This is a genomic window from Variovorax atrisoli 110B (assembly GCF_000382045.1).
Taxonomy (GTDB): domain Bacteria; phylum Pseudomonadota; class Gammaproteobacteria; order Burkholderiales; family Burkholderiaceae_C; genus Variovorax; species Variovorax atrisoli.
Genome location: NZ_KB907453.1, coordinates 66,624 through 82,699, shown reverse-complemented (window position 1 = coordinate 82,699; position 16,076 = coordinate 66,624). Strand labels below are relative to the sequence as shown.

The following is a 16,076-nucleotide window of genomic DNA, read 5'->3' as shown; positions in this document are numbered from 1 at the left end:
CGGCCGTGGGGCGCTCATACGACGCTCCCCAGGTAGGCCGCCTGAACGCGCTCGTCGGCACGCACCGCCGACGGCACGCCCTCCACGAGCTTGGAGCCGAAATTCATCACCACCAGCCGATCCACCAGTTTCATCACGAAGTCCATGTCGTGTTCCACGATGAGGATGGTCACGCCTTCCTCGCGCAGCTTGCGCAGAAGGTCGCCGAGCGCCATCTTCTCCTTGCGCCGCAGCCCGGCCGCAGGCTCGTCGAGCACCAGCAGCACCGGGTCGGCGGCCAGCGCGCGAGCGATCTCCAGGATGCGCTGCGTGCCCAGCGGCAGGCTACCCGCCTGCTCGTGCGCGCGGTCGCCCAGGCCGATGCGGTCGAGCTGGCGCTGCGCTTCCTGCAGGATCTGCTGCTCTTCCGTGCGATCGAGCCGCAGGCCCGCCTTCAGGATGCCCGAGCGCGTGCGCGAATGCGCACCCAGCGCCACGTTGTCGAGCAGGCTCATGTGCGGGCGCAGCTTCACGTGCTGGAAGGTGCGCGCCAGCCCCAGACGCGCCACCTCGCGCTGCGGCATGCCGGCGATGTCGTGCTCGAGGAAGCGCACCTGGCCCGAGCTCATCGGCAGCGTGCAGGTCAGCAGATTGAACATGGTCGACTTGCCCGCGCCGTTCGGCCCGATCAGCCCGACGATCTCGCCGGCCTTCACGTCGAAGCTCACGTCGTTCACCGCCACGAGGCCGCCGAAGCGCTTGACCGCGCCGTTCACCGACAGCACGGGCGAGCCGCGCGCGGGCAGCGTGCGGTTGGGCAGCGGTTCGACCGCGGGCCCTTCGTGGCGCGAAGGCCCCCGCGCGCCGGCGCGGCGTCGGGTCCAGCGGCGCAGCAGCCCCATCACGCCACCGCGCGCGAAGTGCAGCAGCAGGATGAAGAGCGCGGCGAAGGCCACCGCCTCCAGCTGGCCGGCGCGCTGCGTGAGCATCGGCAGCACGTCCTGCAGGCCGTTCTTCAGCACCAGCACCAGCGCGGCACCCACGAGCGCTCCGCCCAGCTGGCCCAGGCCGCCGGCCACCGCCATCAGCAAGTACTCGATGCTGGCGCGCACGTCGAAGGGCGACGGACTCACGAAGCGGTTCATGTGCGCGTAGAGCCAGCCCGCCAGCCCCGCGAGCAGCGCCGCGGTGACGAACAGCGAGAGCCGCACGCGATATGCATCGGCGCCCACGCTCGCCAGCAGCGTCGCACCGCCGCGCAGCCCGCGGATGGCACGCCCCGGCCGAGACTGCAGCAGGTTGTGGCTGAACAGGCAGGCCAGGCCCACCACCGTCCAGATCAGGAAGTACATCGCACGCGGATCGGCCAGCGACCAGCCTGCGATCTGCAGCGCCGGTATGTTCGACAGGCCCGTGTGCCGGCCCAGGCCATCCACGTTGCCGAACAGCATCGCGATGGAGAGCCCCCAGGCGATGGTGCTCAGCGGCAGGAAGTGCCCGCCCAGCCGCAGCGTGAGCATGCCGATGGCCAATGCCGACAGCCCCGTGAGCAGCAGCGCGAACAACAGCCCGAGCCACGGCGACATGCCCTGCGTGGTGGTGAGCCACGCGGTCGCGTAGGCCGCGATGCCCACGAAGGCCGCCTGCCCGAAGGAGGTGGCGCCGCCCACGCCGGTCAGCAGCACGAGTCCCAGCGCCACGAGCGCGCCGATGCCGATGTCGTTGAGCAGCGAGACGGTGAAGCTGCCCGCGAACACCGGCACCAGCGCCAGCACCACGACCAGCCCGGCGATCCACGCCATGCGCTTGCGATTGCCGTTCATTCTTCCACCTCGTCTTCTTCCTCTTCGGCATGCGCGGCCGCGAAGGAGCGCAGCATCAGCACCGGGATCAGCAGGCTGAACACGATCACGTCCTTCAGTGCGCCGCTCCAGAACGAGGCGAAGCTTTCCACCACGCCGACCGCGAGCGCGCCCACGGCCGTCATCGGGTAGCTCACGAGCCCGCCGATGATCGCGGCCACGAAGGCCTTCAGGCCGATGATGAAGCCCGAGTCGTAGTACATCGTCGTCACCGGCGCGATCAGCACGCCGATCAGCCCCGCCAGCAACGAGGCGCAGCCGTACGCCAGCAGCGCCGTGCGCACCGGCCGGATGCCGACCAGCCGCGCGCCTACGCGGTTCACCGCCGTCGCGCGCAGCGCCTTGCCGGCCACCGTGCGCTCGAACACCAGGAAGAACAGCCCGCTCAGCACGATGGCCGCCCCCACCATCAGCACCACCTGGCCGCTGACTGTGAAGCCTTCGCCCAGCGTGAACACGGCGCTGGTCAGCGGCGTGGTGCGCGAGCCCTCGGGCCCGAAGAACAGCAGGCCCAGGCCCGACAGCAGGAAGTGCAGCGCGAGCGACACGATCAGCAGCACCAGCACCGAGGCATCGGCGATCGGCTGGAAAACCACCCGCGCCAGCAGCGGCGCGATGGGCACAACCAGCAGAACCGCCACCGCGATGTGCACCGCCACCGGCACGCCGGGCCGGGCTGCGAGCCACGCCAGCGCGCAGGGAATGGCGGGCAGCACGCCCCAGGTCAGCACCGCCTTCGGAATGCGCGCGGTCTCGCCGCGCCGCACCAGGCTGCCGATCTCGGTGGCAAGCGCCAGCGCAGCGAGCACCGCGACCATGCCGATCGTCGGCGGCACGCGGCCGGTCTCGAAGGCCGCGAGCGACAGCGCCGCGAAGGCCGCAATGTCGCCGAAGGGCACGAACACCACCCGCGTGACCGAGAAGATCAGCACCAGCCCGAGGCCGGCCAGCAGGTAGATGGCACCGTTGGCGAGGCCGTCGGTGATGAGGATGAGGGCCACGTCCCAGGTCATCGCGCGGCCCTCCGCAGAGTCGAAGGCAGGAGGTTCAAGGTGCGAGCTTCCATTGGCCGTTGTCGAGCTTGACGATCACCCGGGCGCGTTCATCCACGCCGTAGAGGCTGCCGGGCTTGAAGGTGTAGACGCCGTGCGTGCCCACCACTTCCTTGGTGCTGAAGATGGCGTCGCGCAGCGCCACGCGGAACTCGGGCGTGCCCGGCTCGGCCTTCTTCATCGCGCGCGATGCCGCGTCGGCGAACACCAGCCAGCCGTCGAAGGAATAGGCAGAGAAGGCATCGCTGGTCGGTGCGTTGTTGACCTTCTGGAAGACGGCGCGGAAGTCGGTCGCGATCTTCTTCGTCGGGTAGTCGGCCGGCAGCTGCTCGGCGACGATCACCGGGCCCGTCGGCATCAGCGCGTTCTGGCCGGCAGCACCGACCACGCGCACGAAGTCGGGGTTGATGAGGCCGTGCTGGCCGTACACGCCGCCCTTGAAGCCGCGCTCCTGCAGCGCCAGGAAAGGCAGCGCGCCGGGCGTGCCGGCGCCGCCGGTCATCACCGCGTCGGGGCGCAGCGCCACGATCTTCAGCACCTGGCCGGTCACCGAGGCGTCGGAGCGCGCATAGCGCTCGTTGCTCACCACCTTGATGCCGGCGGCGGGCGCGGCCTTCATCAGCGCCTCGTACACCAGGTCGCCCCAGGCATCGGAGAAACCGATGTAGCCCACGGTCTTCACGTTGTTGCGCTTCATGCGCTCGACCACCGCGTCGATCATCAACTGCGTGGGCTGGGCCACCGTCATCACCCAGGGGTTGTCGTTGGCGTCCAGCAGGATGGGCGTGAGGCCGATCAGGGGCGTCTTCGCTTCCTTGCCGACCTGCGCCATCGCGATGGCGGCGGGCACGCCGGAAGTGCCCATGAGCACGTCGACCTTCTCCTCCTCGATCAGCTTGCGCGCGTTGCGCCCGGCCGTGGTCGGGTCGGAACCGTCGTCGAGCACGACGAGCTGGATCTTGCGGCCGTTCACCTCGGGCTTGTAGGCCAGCGCGGCCTGCATGCCCTTGGCATAGGGCACGCCCAGCGAGGAATTCGGCCCCGACAGCGACACGCTCAGGCCGACCTTGAGGTCGGCGGCGATGGCGCTGGCAATGCCACAGGCGGTCAGCGCGGCGGCAAGGGCACCGCGCGTCAAGGTCTGCATCAGGCTCTTCATGTCGTAGCTCCGGTGAGGATGGTTGGAATGGACAGAGGTGGGTGGGTAACTCGGGCGATCAGATAAACAGCTGGATGGCCGGCAAGGCTCGCCCCGCATTGAGCAGGTCGACGCGCTTCTCGCGGATCAGCCATCCCGTCGATGTGCGAACGAGGTGGTGGCGCGCCGTACCGCTGAGCAGCAGCTGGCCTTCGCCGCGCGCCTCGACATAGAGGAACGGCGTGCGCAGCCACGCTTCGTCGCCCTCCTCGCGCTCGATGCGCGAGGGCTGCAGCACATGCTGGCTGTGGCTTGCGGGGTGCTGCGAATGCGCGCGCGGGTTCTTCAGCCGCTCCACGCGCAGCTGCAGCAGAAGCCGGTCCTCGTAGGCCAGCGAGTTGTGCGAGAAGGGATCGGCCTGCGCCGCGCCGAGCAGCGGCACCCAGTAGTGGCCGTCCTCGGAGAACAGGGCCAGCCAGTCGTCGAAGCGGCGTTCGTCGAGCAGCGCCGCCTCGTGGGCGACGAAATCGCGCGGGTCCGTCATGCCGTGGCCTCCATGCCCGCCGCCATGGCCTTCGCCCAGGCGCGGAACTGGTTGCGCATCAGCAGCTCGTTGGTGCCGTTGGTGGTGATCGTGGCCTGCTGCTTCTCGGCCGGATCGAAGTTGCGATGCAGGCTCACCCATTCATTGCCGCCGGCACGCAGGCCCTGCTGGATGCTCTCGAACAGGTGCACGTCGTCGTGCGCGACCACCGACATCGGCGAGAACACCAGCCGGTTGTAGCTCATGGCGCGCTCGAAGAGCAGCGCAGGCGCGCCGGCGGCGCTGAAGCTCCAGGCCTCGATCAGCGTGCGGTCGGCCGCCAGCGGGCGGATCACGCGGATGGCCAGCGGCGAGCCCTTGACCGACAGGCTCGGGAAGAAGACCGAGTTCTGCGGCGAGCGCTGAAGAATCTCGGCCGCACGCGCCTCACCGTGCGCGGCGCGCATGGCGGCTTCGTATTCGGGCAGCTGCGCGTAGTTGGAGTGGATGCTGAAGTTCACCCCCAGCACGCTGTGCCCGTTGGCGAACACGCGACCTCCCATCCGGTCGAAGAACTCGTAGCCCGATCCGAAGGGCAGGATCTGCTCCATCGCCATCGGCTTGGGGTCGGTAGGCGCATGGCCCTCCCACAGCGCCTCGGCCGCCTTGGTGGCCGACTCGTGCGTGGACATCGGATGCACCGTGTCGTTGATGTTCTCCAGGTACATCTTCCAGTTGCAGTGGACGATGTTGCGCAGCACGCCGCCGCCCACCGTGAGCTTGCCTTCGGGCGAACGGTCGACCATGTTGTCGATGGCGCCCAGCACCTCGCCGAAGTACTCGTCGAACGAAGGGCCGGTGTCGGAGAGCCGCACGAACACGAAGTCGCGGTACACCTTCACGTTCTTCACCACCGAGAGCCCCTGCCCCGACTCGCAGGCCTTGAGCTGCGTGCCCTCGTAGCCGTTCTTCAGCGGCAGGCCGAGCGGCGCGCCGTCGAGCTTGTAGGTCCAGGCGTGATACGGGCAGCGGAAGAAGCGGCCGGTGTTGCCGCACTCGTCCGTCACCAGCTGCGTGCCCTTGTGGGCGCAGCGGTTGTAGAGCACGTGCACATCGCCATCGGGCTGGCGCACCATGAGCAGCGGCCGCCCGGCGATCTCCTGCGTCACGAAGTCGCCGGGCTGCGGCACCTGGCTCGCATGGCCCAGGAAGACCCAGGTGCCGGCGAAAAGGTGCTCCTGCTCCAGCGCGAAAAGCTCCTCGCTGAGGTACAGGTCGCGGTGGACCCGGTCGTCCTGCACCAGCGCCGCGACGAGATCGGGGCGATTGCGATAAGTGTTCATGGACTTACTCCTGACTCGGGTAGCGCTGCGCTACTTCGCGAAACACCACCGTGGAACCGGCCTCGCCGGGCCACCGGTGTTGCCCCCGGTCGGGGGTTGGCGAAGCGACACGCAGTGCGCGCAGCCTGGGGGCGAGCTCATTGCGGCACCAGCTTCCACTGGCCCTTTGTCATCTGCACGATGACCACGCCGCGCTGGTCGGAACCGTAGCGGTCGTCGGGCTTGAAGGTGTAGACGCCGTGCGTGCCCACCAGCTCCTTCGTGCTCACGATCGCATCGCGCAGCGCCGTGCGGTAGGCCGGCGTGCCGGGCTCGCCCTTGGTGCGCGAGGCCGCGTCGGCCAGCAGCAGGTAGGCGTCGTAGGTGTACGACGAGAAGGCATCGGTCGGCACCGCGCCGTTGAGCTTCTGGTACGCATTGCGAAAGCCCATCGACACCTTCTTAATCGGGTTGCTGTCGGGCAGCTGGTCGGCCACCAGCACCGGGCCGCTGGGCACCTGCAGGCCCTCGATGGAGGCGCCGCCCACGCGCACGAAGTCGGCGTTGATGAGGCCGTGCGTGCCGTAGATCCTGCCCTTGTAGCCGCGCTCGGCCAGCGCGATGTAGGGCAGCGCGCCGGGCGTGCCCGAGTTGCCCGCGAACACCGCGTCGGGCCGGGCCGCGACGATCTTCAGCACCTGCCCGGCCACCGACGAATCGCTGCGCGCATAGCGCTCGTTCGCCACCACCTTGATGCCGGCGGCGTCGGCGCTCTTGACCAGCGAGTCGTACGCCAGGTCGCCCAGCGCGTCGGAGAAGCCGATGAAGGCCACCGTCTTCACGCCCGACGCCTTCATGCGCTCGACCACGCCCGCCACCATGAGCTGGAAAGGCTGCGAAACCGTCACTGTCCACGCGCCCTCGGGGCCGGGAATGGTCACCGGCGTGGGCGAGATCAGCGGCGTGTTGAGCTCGCGCGCCACCGAGGCGATGGCCATCGCGCCCGGCACGCCCGAGGTGCCGATGAGCACGTCGACCTTGTCCTCGGTCACCAGCTTGCGGGCGTTGCGGCCCGCGGTGGTGGGGTCGGAGGCATCGTCGAGCACGATGAGCTGCACCTTGCGCCCGGCGATCTCGGGGCGCTCCGCGATGGCGGCGCGGATGCCCTTCTCGTAGGGCACGCCCAGCGCGGCCACCGGGCCGGAGAGCGAACTGATGAAGCCGATCTTCAGGTCGGCGGCCATGGCCTGCGCCGCTGCCAGTGCGGCTGCAGCGGCGGCCGTGGCGGCGAGGATGCGGGTGATCTTTTTCATGGGGGTCTTCACGTCGGGCGTTTCAGGGGACGAGCTTCCATTGGCCCTTGTCGAGCCGCACCACGACGCGCGAGCGGTCGTCCGAGCCGTAGCGGTCGGTCGGCTTGAAGTTGTAGACGCTGTGCGTGCCCACCAGCTCCTTGGTGCTCACGATGGCATCGCGCAGCGCGACGCGGAACTGCGACGTGCCGGGTTCGGCCTTGGTGGCCAGCGCGCGCTGCGCGGCGTCGAGATAGATCAGCCAGGCATCGAAGCTGTAGGCCGAGAAGGTGTCGGTGGGCGGCGCGCCGTTGGCCTTCTGGAAGGCGGAGCGGAAGTCCATCGCGATCTTCTTCATCGGGTTGGCGTCGGGCAGTTGCTCGGCCACCACCACCGGGCCCGTGGGTGCCAGCAGGCCTTCGACCGAGGGACCGCCGACGCGGATGAAGTCGGGGTTGATCAGCGAATGCATGCCGTAGATCTTTCCCTTGTAGCCGCGCTCCTGCAGCGCCAGGTAGGGCAGCGCGCCGGGCGTGCCCGATGCGCCGGTGATCACCGCGTCGGGGCGCAGCGCCACGATCTTCAGCACCTGGCCGGCCACCGACGAATCGCTGCGCGCATAGCGCTCGTTGCTCACCACCTTGATGCCCGCAGCCGGCGCCGACTTCGTCAGCGCGTCGTACACCAGGTCGCCCCAGGCGTCGGAATAGCCGATGTAGGCCACCGTCTTCACGCCCGACTGCTTCATCTTCTCGACCATCGCACCCATCATCAGCGGCGCGGGCTGGGGCAGCGTCACCATCCATGCGCCGTCGTCGCCGGGCAGGTCGGCGTTGGCGATGGAGATCAGCGGCGTCTTCGTCTCGCGCGCCACGCCGGCAATGGCCAGCGAACCCGGTGCGCCGGCGGTGCCGATGATGACGTCGACCTTGTCCTCCTCGATCAGCTTGCGCGCGTTGCGCGCTGCCGTGGACGGATCGGACGCGTCGTCGAGCTGGATCACCTGGACCTTGCGGCCGCCGACTTCCGACTTGTAGGCCACGGCCGCCTTCATGCCCTTGTCGTATGGAATGCCCAGCGACGACACCGGCCCCGACATCGAAGTGATGAAGCCGACCTTGAGATCGGCGGCCCACGCGCCCGCGGCACTCAGCGCGCCGAGGCCCGCGGCGATGGCCGCGAATGTGCGAATTCGATTCAGTACTTTCATGGCGGAGCTCCAGAGGTGGTTTTTTTGAGGGACGAGAGAAAGCAGGAAAGGAAGAGCAGGTTCAAAGGGCCAGGCTGCCGACGCTGGTGCCGCCGCACACGTACAGCACCTGGCCGGTGACGAAGCTGTTGTCGGCATCGGCGAAGAAACGCACGGCGCGTGCCACGTCGGCCGATTCGCCTAGCCGCCTGACGGGCACCGATGCGGCGAGCGCGCGTTCCTTCTCGCTGCCGGCCTCGACCACGTCGTAGAACATGTCGGTGCGAATGGGGCCCGGTGCCACCACGTTCACCGTGATGCCGTCGGCCGCAAGCTCCAGCGCCCAGGTGCGCGCCATGCCCAGCATGCCGGCCTTGGTGGCCGAATAGCTGGTGCGTGTGGCCAGCCCCAGCGCAGCGCGCGACGACAGCAGCACAACACGGCCGAAGCGCTGCGCACGCATCGCGGGCAATGCACCTTGCACGAGCTGGATCGCACAGCCCAGGTGCAGGTCGACCAGCGCGTCGAGGTCGTCGAGCTTCACGTCGGGCAGCAGCGCGGCTCGGATCACGCCGGCGTTGTGCACGATGGTGGTGGGCGAGAAGCGCTCGACCAGTTCGCGCACCGCCTCGCCGGTGGCGGCGCGGTCGCTCAGGTCGACCTCGATGCTGTGCAGCTTCGGATGGTCGATCTCGGCCTTGCGGCGCGCGAGCGACACCACCTCGTAGCCCTGTGCGAGCAGGTCTTCGCAGATGGCCTTGCCGATGCCGGCGCTGCCGCCGGTGACGGCTGCGACCCTGGGGGCAGCCGCGCTCATGCCTGCGCTCCCACCAGCGCCAGCACGCGCAGCGGACTGCCACTGCCCTTCTCGATCTTCAGCGGCGGGCAGATCAGCACCGCACCCGAAGGCGGCAGCAGGTCGAGGTTGCTCAGGCACTGCAGCCCGTAGCGGCCCGCACCGTGCATGTAGTAATGGCACGGGTACGGCGGGCGCAGGTGGTAGCCCTGCCCTGCATCGGTGCCGATGGCCTCCGAGCCGAAGCCCAGTACGTCGCGCTGCTCGACCAGGAAGCGCACGGCCGCGGTGCTCGGGCCAGGCGTGTGCTGGCCCGTCTCGTCGAAGTTCTGGTAGGCCTCGGGGTCGGTGCGCTTCGACCAGTCGGTGCGCATCAGCACCCATGCGCCCTTCGGGATGCGGCCATGGGCAGCCTCGTAGGCCTCGATGTCTTCCAGGGTCAGCAGGTAGTCGGGGTCGTCCTTCACCTGCGGCGAGCAGTCGATCACGCAGGCCGGCGCCACGAAGTGCTGCACGGGGATGGTGTCGACGGAGTTGTTCGGCAGGTCGCGGCCCGAGATCCAGTGGATCGGCGCATCGAAGTGCGTGCCGGTGTGTTCGCCGCAGGAGAAGTTGTTCCAGTACCAGCCGGGACCGCGCTCGTCGTACTTCGACACCTCCTCGATGCGGAAGGGCCAGCACTGGCCCATCTCGGGTGGCAGCGCGATCTGCGGGAACTCGGGCGTCAGCGTCTGCGTGAGGTCGATCACGCGGATGCGGCCGCTGGCCATGGCGGTCACCAGACCGCCGAGGATCTCGGCGGTGGACATCGGTTCTGTGGCTCTCGTCATTTCATTCTCCGATCTCTATTCCAGGAACACCGCGCAACCGGCTTTGCCAGGCCGCAGGTGTTGCCCCCTGCAAGGGGGTTGGCGAAGCGACACGAAGTGCGCGAAGCCTGGGGGTGTGCCTCATGCTCCTGCGGCCAGCTCGCGCTCGAGCACCTTGGGGTTGTCGCGCCAGCGCTCCAGCCACTCCTGCGCCACGTCGCCGGGGTACACGTCTTCCACGCCGTCGCGCAGCGCCTTCACGATGGCGTTGGCCAGCGCGGCGGGCGCGAGCTTGGGCGGCGGCGTGTGCTGGTTCCATTCATCGTCGATAGGACCGGGGAACACGTTGATCACGCGGATGCCCGCAGGCCGCATCTCCGCGCGCAGACATTGCGCGAGCGAATGCGCCGCCGCCTTCGAGGCGCTGAAGGTGCCGTGCGGCGGGAAGTTGCTCAGCGCGTAGATCGACAGCAGATTGACCCACGCCGTCGCGCCCGTCACGCCGTCGGCAGAGCGGCCCTTGAGCGCGGGGCCGAACTCCTGCGCCAGGCGCAGCAGTCCGAAGTAGTTGATGTCCATCTCGGCCTTGGCCACGTCGGTGCCGCGCCGTGCGCCGATGCCGAAGGTGCGGTGCACCTCCGCGTTGTTGATGACGATGTCGACCTTGCCGCCTATGGAGCCCGCAAGTTCCGTCACCTGGCGGCCGTTGGTCAGGTCCAGCGGCACCAGCGTGACCTGCGGCAGCGCCGAGATGTCGTCGAGGCCGTCGCCCATCTTCTTCCAGGGCTCGGCGTGTCCGACCCAGACGATGTCGGCGCCGGCCTTGACCAGCGCGCGCACGACGGCCTGGCCGGTCTCGGTCTTGCCGTCTGTCACCAGCACCTTGCGGAACTTGGGGTCGCTGGTCATCTCGCGCAGCATCTTGTCGTCGGCCATGTGGGGACTCCCTTCGTTCGGAAAAGCAATGAGAACGGCCTGGCCCGCGCGGTCGAGCCGGGCGCCTACGCGCACGCGCTGCGGCGCGTCGCCGACCTCGCCGTGCAGGTGGACCATGAGCGTGGGGCCGGCATCCAGGTGCACCAGGCCCAGCCGCCAGGGCAGCCGCTCGCGGAAGAACAGGTCGTTGCTGTGATGCAGCGTGGTGCTGCCGAGCAGTTCGCCCTCGCCGCTCTGCTGCCGCCAGCGCAGCGCGGCGGAAAGACACTTGTGGCAGACCTCGCGCGGCGGGTACTGCACCGTGCCGCAGTCGTCGCAGGTCTGGAGCTCGAAGCGGCCTTCGGCCGCGGCAGCGGTCAGGCCCAGCGCGACGCGGCCGCGCGCGCCTGGCGGCAGGTTCATCTGCCGGGTGCGCAGCACCGGGTTCTTGCGCGGGGGGCGCATCAGGGGCATCGTCATGCCGATCTCCCGAGGATCACCGCGCCTGTGCACAGGCAGCGGTCGTAGGTCACCATGCCGAAGCCGGCGACGAGGCCCAGTTGTGCGTCGGGCACGGTGCGCGCGCCGGCTTCGCCGATCAACTGGCGGATCGCCTCGACCATGCCGAGGAAGCCGCCCGCCGCACCGGCCTGCCCGGCAGACAGTTGCCCGCCGCTCGTGTTGTTCGGAAAGCTGCCGTCGAAGGTCATGGTGTTGGCCTGCACGAAGGCCGGCCCTTCGCCCTTCTCGCAGAAGCCCAGGTCCTCGAACTGCATCATCACGATGACGGGGTAGTCGTCATAGGTCTGCACGAAGTCGACTTCCGCGGGCCGGATGCCGGCTTGCGCGTAGAGGTCGTCGCGGTCCTTGCGCCAGCCGCCCTGCACCATCACCGGGTCTTCTGCGTAGGCGTTGTGGCGCTCGATGGCGCCGCGAATCACCACGTGCGCCAGTCCGAGGTCGCGGGCGCGCTCCTCGCTCATCACGAGGAAGGCGTCGGCACCGGCACAGGGCATCACGCAATCGAAGAGATGGATCGGGTCGGAGATGGGCCGCGCCGCCATGTACTCGTCGAGCGTCAGCCCCTTCTTGAACATCGCGTTCGGGTTGCCCAGCGCGTTGGTGCGCTGGTCCACGCAGATGCGGCCGAAGTCTTCGCGCCGGGCGCCATAGGTGCGCATGTAGTTGGCGGTGATGAACGCGAAGATCGAGTTCGGGCCGCCAGAGCCGTAGGGATAGCTCGCGTCGCGTGCGAAGTTGCTGAAGCTGCCCAGGGTCTGGCGGAAGGAATCGACGTGATTGGTGTCGGCCCCCACGCAGGCCACGATGTCGGCATCGCCCGCCTGCACCGCGCGCGCCGCACGGCGCAGGCACATCACGCCCGAGGCACCGCCGGTGGGCACGTGGTCGAGCCAGCGCGGCGACAGGCCCAGGTGCTGCGTCACGCCCACGGCCGTGTCGGGCGCGAGCGAGAAGCTGCTGAGGCACAGGCCGTCGATCTGTTCCTTGGGCACGCCGCTGGCCTTCACCAGCGCCTCGATGGCCTGCCCAACGAACCAGTGCGCGGTGCGCGTGGAGTAGCGCACGTAGGGCACGGTCACGGGCACCGCGACCGCCACGCCCTCATAGGAAAGCCGCCGCTTCGCCGTCATGCCTGCCTCTTCTTCATCGAGCGGGTGTCGATGCAATGGGCCTGGCCGGGCAGCGACTGCGCCATCTCGCGCAGCTGTCCGCGCTGGATCTTCTGCGAGGGCGTGAGCGGCAGCGCTTCGACGAAGGCCACGTAGCCGGGCGCCTTGTAGTAGGCGAGCTGCGCGAGCGCGTGCTCCACGATGCTGGCTGCCGTCTGCTGCGGCTTCGAGGCATCGGCGCCTTCGCGCATCACGATGCAGGCAAGCACCTCGTCGCCGCGCACCTCGTCGGGCGTGGCGGCCACGGCCGATGCCTTCACGGCCGGATGCTGGTTGAGCACGCTCTCGACTTCGACGGCCGAGATGTTCTCGCCGCTGCGGCGGATCACGTTCTTCTTGCGATCGACGAAGAAGAAGTTGCCCTCGGCATCGCGGCGCACCAGGTCGCCGGTGTGGAACCAGCCGTCGGCCCAGGCTTCGCGCGTGGCTTCGTCGTCCTTCAAGTAGCCGGAGAAGAAGTGGCGCCGCGGATCGCGGCCGGCCGAGCGCACCAGAAGTTCGCCCGGTGCATCGACGCCGACATCGCTGCCATCGTCGCCCACGAGGCGGATCTCGACGAAGTCCTCCTGCCGCCCGAAGCAGCTGGTACCCACCAGGCGCGGCTCCCGGTTGGCCATGATGCAGGCGGCCGCGCCAGTCTCGGTCATGGCCCAGGCCTCCACCAGCGGGAAGCCGAAGCGCTCCTCGAAGGGCGCGTGGTTCTTGCGGTCCACACCCGCGCCGAAGCCCCAGCGGATGGCATGGTCGCGGTCGGCTGCCGATGCAGGCGCGGACAGCAGCATGGCGGGCATCACGCCCAGGTAGTGGACGATGGTCGCGCCGCTCTCCTTCGCGCTCGCCAGCCAGGTCTTCGGATGGAAGCGGTCGAGCTGCACCAGGCAGCCGCCAGCGACCAGCACCACCATGGTGGAGAAGGCCATCGCGTTCATGTGGTTGAGCGGCAGCGGTGTGATCACGCGCTCGCTGTCGGGCCGGATGCTGCACACGCCGTCGAGCGCCGCATACCACTCGCCTGCGCGCAGGAAGTAGTCATTGCTCAGGATGCAGCCCTTGGGGCGGCCCGTGGTGCCGGAGGTGTAGAGCAGGCCGCACTCGGTGTCGACACCCACGGGCTCGTGGGCGCGAGGCGCAGCTGTCTTCGCGGGAGGCACTGCATCGTCTGGGCCCATGGTCTCGAAGGCGATGCCCGCCTTCGCAGCCGCGGCACGCAGGTCGCCCGCGCGCTCCGGCAGCGTGACGGCCAGGCCGATCTCGCTGTGGCCGATCAGGTAGACCAGTTCGGCCGAGCGCATCTCTGCGTTGATCGGCACCACGCTCACGCCCAGCGCGTTCAGCGCGAGCCAGTGGAAGATGAAGGCCGGCCGGTTCTCCAGCAGCAGGCCGACGCGATGGCCGTGGCCGTAGCCGGCCCGTGCATAGGCTGTGCGCAGGCGCTCGATGCGCTCCGCCGCATCGCCCCAGTGGATGGCGCCCGCTTCGATGCCGTAGGCGGCGGCGGTCACCGATTCGGTGAAGAGGAATTCGGCCTGCGGCGTACGCGCGGCCGTGGCCGCGAAGACTTGATGGACGGTGGCGTGTGGCATCGCGTCCCTGTCAGATGAAGAGCTGCACGGCCGGCAGGGCCGCGTCGCAGTTGAGCAGGTTGACGCGCTTGAGCGTCATGCGCAGCGCGCCGTCCTGCACCGTGAGGTGGTGGAAGAAGGTGCCCACGTAGAACTGGATCTCGTCGCCCTGCGACTCGGTGTAGTGGAACGAGGTGCGCACCACGTAGCGGTTGGCTTCCGCGTCGAACTGCTCGACCACCGGCACCTGCAGCAGGTGGTGGCAGCGGCTCGGCGGCTGCTGCGAGAAGGCGCGCGGGCTCTTCAGGCGCTCGATGCGAAGGTCGCGCAGCAGCTTGTCCTCGTAGAGGTGCGAGGTGTGGTTGAGGCCGTCTTCCTGGTCGGGAATCAACGGTATCCAGTAGAAGGCGTCGTCGGTGAAGAGCGCGTTCCACTCCTCGTAGCGGCGGGTGTCGAGCAGGTACGCCTCGTTCACGACGAAGTCGATCAGGTCCTGATGCGTCACCGATGTCATTCGAGCACCCCCTCATTCGAGGAACACCGCGGAACCGGCTTTGCCGGGCCGCTGGTGTTGCCCCCTGCAAGGGGGTTGGAGAAGCGACACGAAGTGCGCGAAGCCTGGGGGTTGGCCATTACATTGTCTCCGTCATGCGCTGGACCCAGCTGCGGTACTGGTTGCGCATCGGCAGTTCGTTGGTGCCGCCGGTGGTGATCTCGCCGCCCTTCAGTTCGGCCGGGTCGTAGTCGCGGTGCAAGCTGACCCACTCGTTGCCGCTCGCGTGCAGGCCGGCCTGCATTCCGCGATAGGCCTGCAGGTCGTCATGGCCCACCACCGAGAAAGGCGAGTTGATGAGGCGGTTGTACATGGCGGTGCGCTGCAGCAGCTCGGGCGGCGCGCCCTTGAGGCGGAAGGTCCAGCTCTCGATGAGGGTCTTGTCGGCGGAGATCGGCTTGACCACGCGGATCGCCTGGATCGCGCCCTTGATCGTGAGATTCGGGTAGTAGACGGTGTTGTGCCGCGCCATGCCGAGTATCTGCGCAGTCTTCTCCTCGCCGTAGCGGGCCTTCATCGCGTTGTCGTACTCGGGGATCGCCTTGTACTTGCTGTGGATGCTGAAGTGCACGCCGGTGAAGCTGTGGCCGTTGTCGTAGGTGCGGATGCCCATGTCCTCGAAGAACTTGTAGTCGGACATGAAGGGCACGAACTGCTCCACCGCCATGGGCTTGGGCTCGCTCTCGGGCTTGTCGGCCCACATGCGCTTGGCGGTGCCGGCCGACGACTCGTGCGCCACCATCGGGTGCATGGTGTCGTTGAGGTTCTCCACGAACATCTTCCAGTTGCACTGGTGCATGAAGCGCAGGCAGCCGCCGGCGATCTCCAGTTCGCCTTCGGGCGAGCGGTCGGCCATGTTGTCGATGGAGCTCAACGAGTCGCCGAAGTACTCGTCGAAATCGGGGCCGGCATCGTTGATCTTCACGAAGATGAAGCCGCGGTGGCTGCGCACGTGCTTCACGGTGGTCAGGCCCTTGCCCGACTCGCACTCGTGCAGCTGGGTGTTCTCGTAGCCCGTCTTCAGCGGAATCGCCAGCGGCGCGCCGTCGGTCTTGAAGGTCCAGGCGTGATAGGGGCAGCGGAAGAACTTGCCGGTGTTGCCGCAGGGCCCGTTGACGAGGCGAGAGCCCTTGTGGGCACAGCGGTTCATCATCACGCGCACGCTGCCGTCGGAGTGGCGCACCACGATCAGCGGGCGGCCTGCGATCTCGTTGCTGATCCAGTCGCCGGGCCTGGGCAGCTGGCTCTCGTGGCCGACGTAGTTCCAGGTGTTGGCGAAGAAGTGCTCCTGCTCCAGCTCGAAGAGCTCCTGGCTGGTGTACAGGTCGCGGTGCACCCGGTCGTTCTGCACCAGCGCACGGATGGCATCGGGGTTGTCTCTGTAGGAGGTCAT

At 68.4% G+C, this 16,076-nt stretch carries 14 protein-coding genes; all 14 read right to left on the bottom strand.

Annotation, left to right across the window (positions count from 1 at the left end; translation table 11 throughout):
* Positions 1-14: 14 nt before the first annotated feature.
* The 14 genes from G369_RS0114225 to G369_RS0114160 all read right to left on the bottom strand — a co-directional run bounded on the left by G369_RS0114225 (position 15) and on the right by G369_RS0114160 (position 16,076).
* On the bottom strand, positions 15-1,802 hold the full coding sequence (locus G369_RS0114225; RefSeq protein ID WP_019654676.1) for a branched-chain amino acid ABC transporter ATP-binding protein/permease: 1,788 nt from the start codon (positions 1,800-1,802) through the stop codon (positions 15-17).
* Positions 1,799-2,854 carry a branched-chain amino acid ABC transporter permease gene (locus tag G369_RS0114220; RefSeq protein WP_019654675.1) on the bottom strand — a complete coding sequence of 352 codons (1,056 nt, stop codon included), beginning with the start codon at positions 2,852-2,854 and terminating at the stop codon, positions 1,799-1,801. Before G369_RS0114220 ends, G369_RS0114225 begins: the two co-directional genes overlap by 4 nt.
* A 34-nt stretch (positions 2,855-2,888) precedes the next feature.
* A complete protein-coding gene (locus G369_RS0114215) occupies positions 2,889-4,052 on the bottom strand; it encodes an ABC transporter substrate-binding protein (protein ID WP_019654674.1) in 1,164 nt (387 codons plus the stop codon).
* A 58-nt stretch (positions 4,053-4,110) separates the two neighbouring features.
* Positions 4,111-4,575 (bottom strand): aromatic-ring-hydroxylating dioxygenase subunit beta, encoded by a 465-nt coding sequence (locus G369_RS0114210; protein ID WP_019654673.1) that lies wholly within the window; start codon positions 4,573-4,575, stop codon positions 4,111-4,113.
* Positions 4,572-5,897 (bottom strand): aromatic ring-hydroxylating dioxygenase subunit alpha, encoded by a 1,326-nt coding sequence (locus tag G369_RS0114205; protein WP_019654672.1) that lies wholly within the window; start codon positions 5,895-5,897, stop codon positions 4,572-4,574. Before G369_RS0114205 ends, G369_RS0114210 begins: the two co-directional genes overlap by 4 nt.
* 137 nt (positions 5,898-6,034) lie before the next feature.
* Positions 6,035-7,189, bottom strand: coding sequence for an ABC transporter substrate-binding protein (locus tag G369_RS0114200; RefSeq protein ID WP_019654671.1), 1,155 nt, complete (start codon positions 7,187-7,189; stop codon positions 6,035-6,037).
* 22 nt (positions 7,190-7,211) lie between these two features.
* A complete protein-coding gene (locus G369_RS0114195) occupies positions 7,212-8,378 on the bottom strand; it encodes an ABC transporter substrate-binding protein (protein ID WP_019654670.1) in 1,167 nt (388 codons plus the stop codon).
* A 61-nt stretch (positions 8,379-8,439) separates the two neighbouring features.
* On the bottom strand, positions 8,440-9,174 hold the full coding sequence (locus G369_RS0114190; protein ID WP_019654669.1) for an SDR family oxidoreductase: 735 nt from the start codon (positions 9,172-9,174) through the stop codon (positions 8,440-8,442).
* A complete protein-coding gene (locus G369_RS0114185; protein WP_019654668.1) occupies positions 9,171-9,983 on the bottom strand; it encodes a cyclase family protein in 813 nt (270 codons plus the stop codon). The genes G369_RS0114190 and G369_RS0114185 overlap by 4 nt, the downstream gene beginning before the upstream one ends.
* 120 nt (positions 9,984-10,103) lie before the next feature.
* Positions 10,104-11,357, bottom strand: coding sequence for an SDR family NAD(P)-dependent oxidoreductase (locus G369_RS0114180; protein ID WP_019654667.1), 1,254 nt, complete (start codon positions 11,355-11,357; stop codon positions 10,104-10,106).
* Positions 11,354-12,529 (bottom strand): thiolase family protein, encoded by a 1,176-nt coding sequence (locus G369_RS0114175; protein ID WP_019654666.1) that lies wholly within the window; start codon positions 12,527-12,529, stop codon positions 11,354-11,356. Before G369_RS0114175 ends, G369_RS0114180 begins: the two co-directional genes overlap by 4 nt.
* On the bottom strand, positions 12,526-14,151 hold the full coding sequence (locus G369_RS0114170) for an AMP-binding protein (protein WP_019654665.1): 1,626 nt from the start codon (positions 14,149-14,151) through the stop codon (positions 12,526-12,528). Before G369_RS0114170 ends, G369_RS0114175 begins: the two co-directional genes overlap by 4 nt.
* A gap of 10 nt (positions 14,152-14,161) precedes the next feature.
* Entirely contained in the window at positions 14,162-14,644 is a 483-nt protein-coding gene (locus G369_RS0114165; protein WP_019654664.1) for an aromatic-ring-hydroxylating dioxygenase subunit beta, read from the bottom strand.
* Between the two features lie 118 nt (positions 14,645-14,762).
* Complete coding sequence (locus G369_RS0114160) at positions 14,763-16,076, bottom strand: aromatic ring-hydroxylating dioxygenase subunit alpha (protein ID WP_019654663.1); 1,314 nt, start codon at positions 16,074-16,076, stop codon at positions 14,763-14,765.

Bases quoted from the DNA above. Each gene is read 5' to 3' on its own strand.
- G369_RS0114225 (WP_019654676.1), bottom strand. From the start codon at position 1,802: ATGAACGGCAATCGCAAGCGCATGGCGTGGATCGCCGGGCTGGTCGTG.
- G369_RS0114220 (WP_019654675.1), bottom strand. From the start codon at position 2,854: ATGACCTGGGACGTGGCCCTCATCCTCATCACCGACGGCCTCGCCAAC.
- G369_RS0114215 (WP_019654674.1), bottom strand. From the start codon at position 4,052: ATGAAGAGCCTGATGCAGACCTTGACGCGCGGTGCCCTTGCCGCCGCG.
- G369_RS0114210 (WP_019654673.1), bottom strand. From the start codon at position 4,575: ATGACGGACCCGCGCGATTTCGTCGCCCACGAGGCGGCGCTGCTCGAC.
- G369_RS0114205 (WP_019654672.1), bottom strand. From the start codon at position 5,897: ATGAACACTTATCGCAATCGCCCCGATCTCGTCGCGGCGCTGGTGCAG.
- G369_RS0114200 (WP_019654671.1), bottom strand. From the start codon at position 7,189: ATGAAAAAGATCACCCGCATCCTCGCCGCCACGGCCGCCGCTGCAGCC.
- G369_RS0114195 (WP_019654670.1), bottom strand. From the start codon at position 8,378: ATGAAAGTACTGAATCGAATTCGCACATTCGCGGCCATCGCCGCGGGC.
- G369_RS0114190 (WP_019654669.1), bottom strand. From the start codon at position 9,174: ATGAGCGCGGCTGCCCCCAGGGTCGCAGCCGTCACCGGCGGCAGCGCC.
- G369_RS0114185 (WP_019654668.1), bottom strand. From the start codon at position 9,983: ATGACGAGAGCCACAGAACCGATGTCCACCGCCGAGATCCTCGGCGGT.
- G369_RS0114180 (WP_019654667.1), bottom strand. From the start codon at position 11,357: ATGACGATGCCCCTGATGCGCCCCCCGCGCAAGAACCCGGTGCTGCGC.
- G369_RS0114175 (WP_019654666.1), bottom strand. From the start codon at position 12,529: ATGACGGCGAAGCGGCGGCTTTCCTATGAGGGCGTGGCGGTCGCGGTG.
- G369_RS0114170 (WP_019654665.1), bottom strand. From the start codon at position 14,151: ATGCCACACGCCACCGTCCATCAAGTCTTCGCGGCCACGGCCGCGCGT.
- G369_RS0114165 (WP_019654664.1), bottom strand. From the start codon at position 14,644: ATGACATCGGTGACGCATCAGGACCTGATCGACTTCGTCGTGAACGAG.
- G369_RS0114160 (WP_019654663.1), bottom strand. From the start codon at position 16,076: ATGACCTCCTACAGAGACAACCCCGATGCCATCCGTGCGCTGGTGCAG.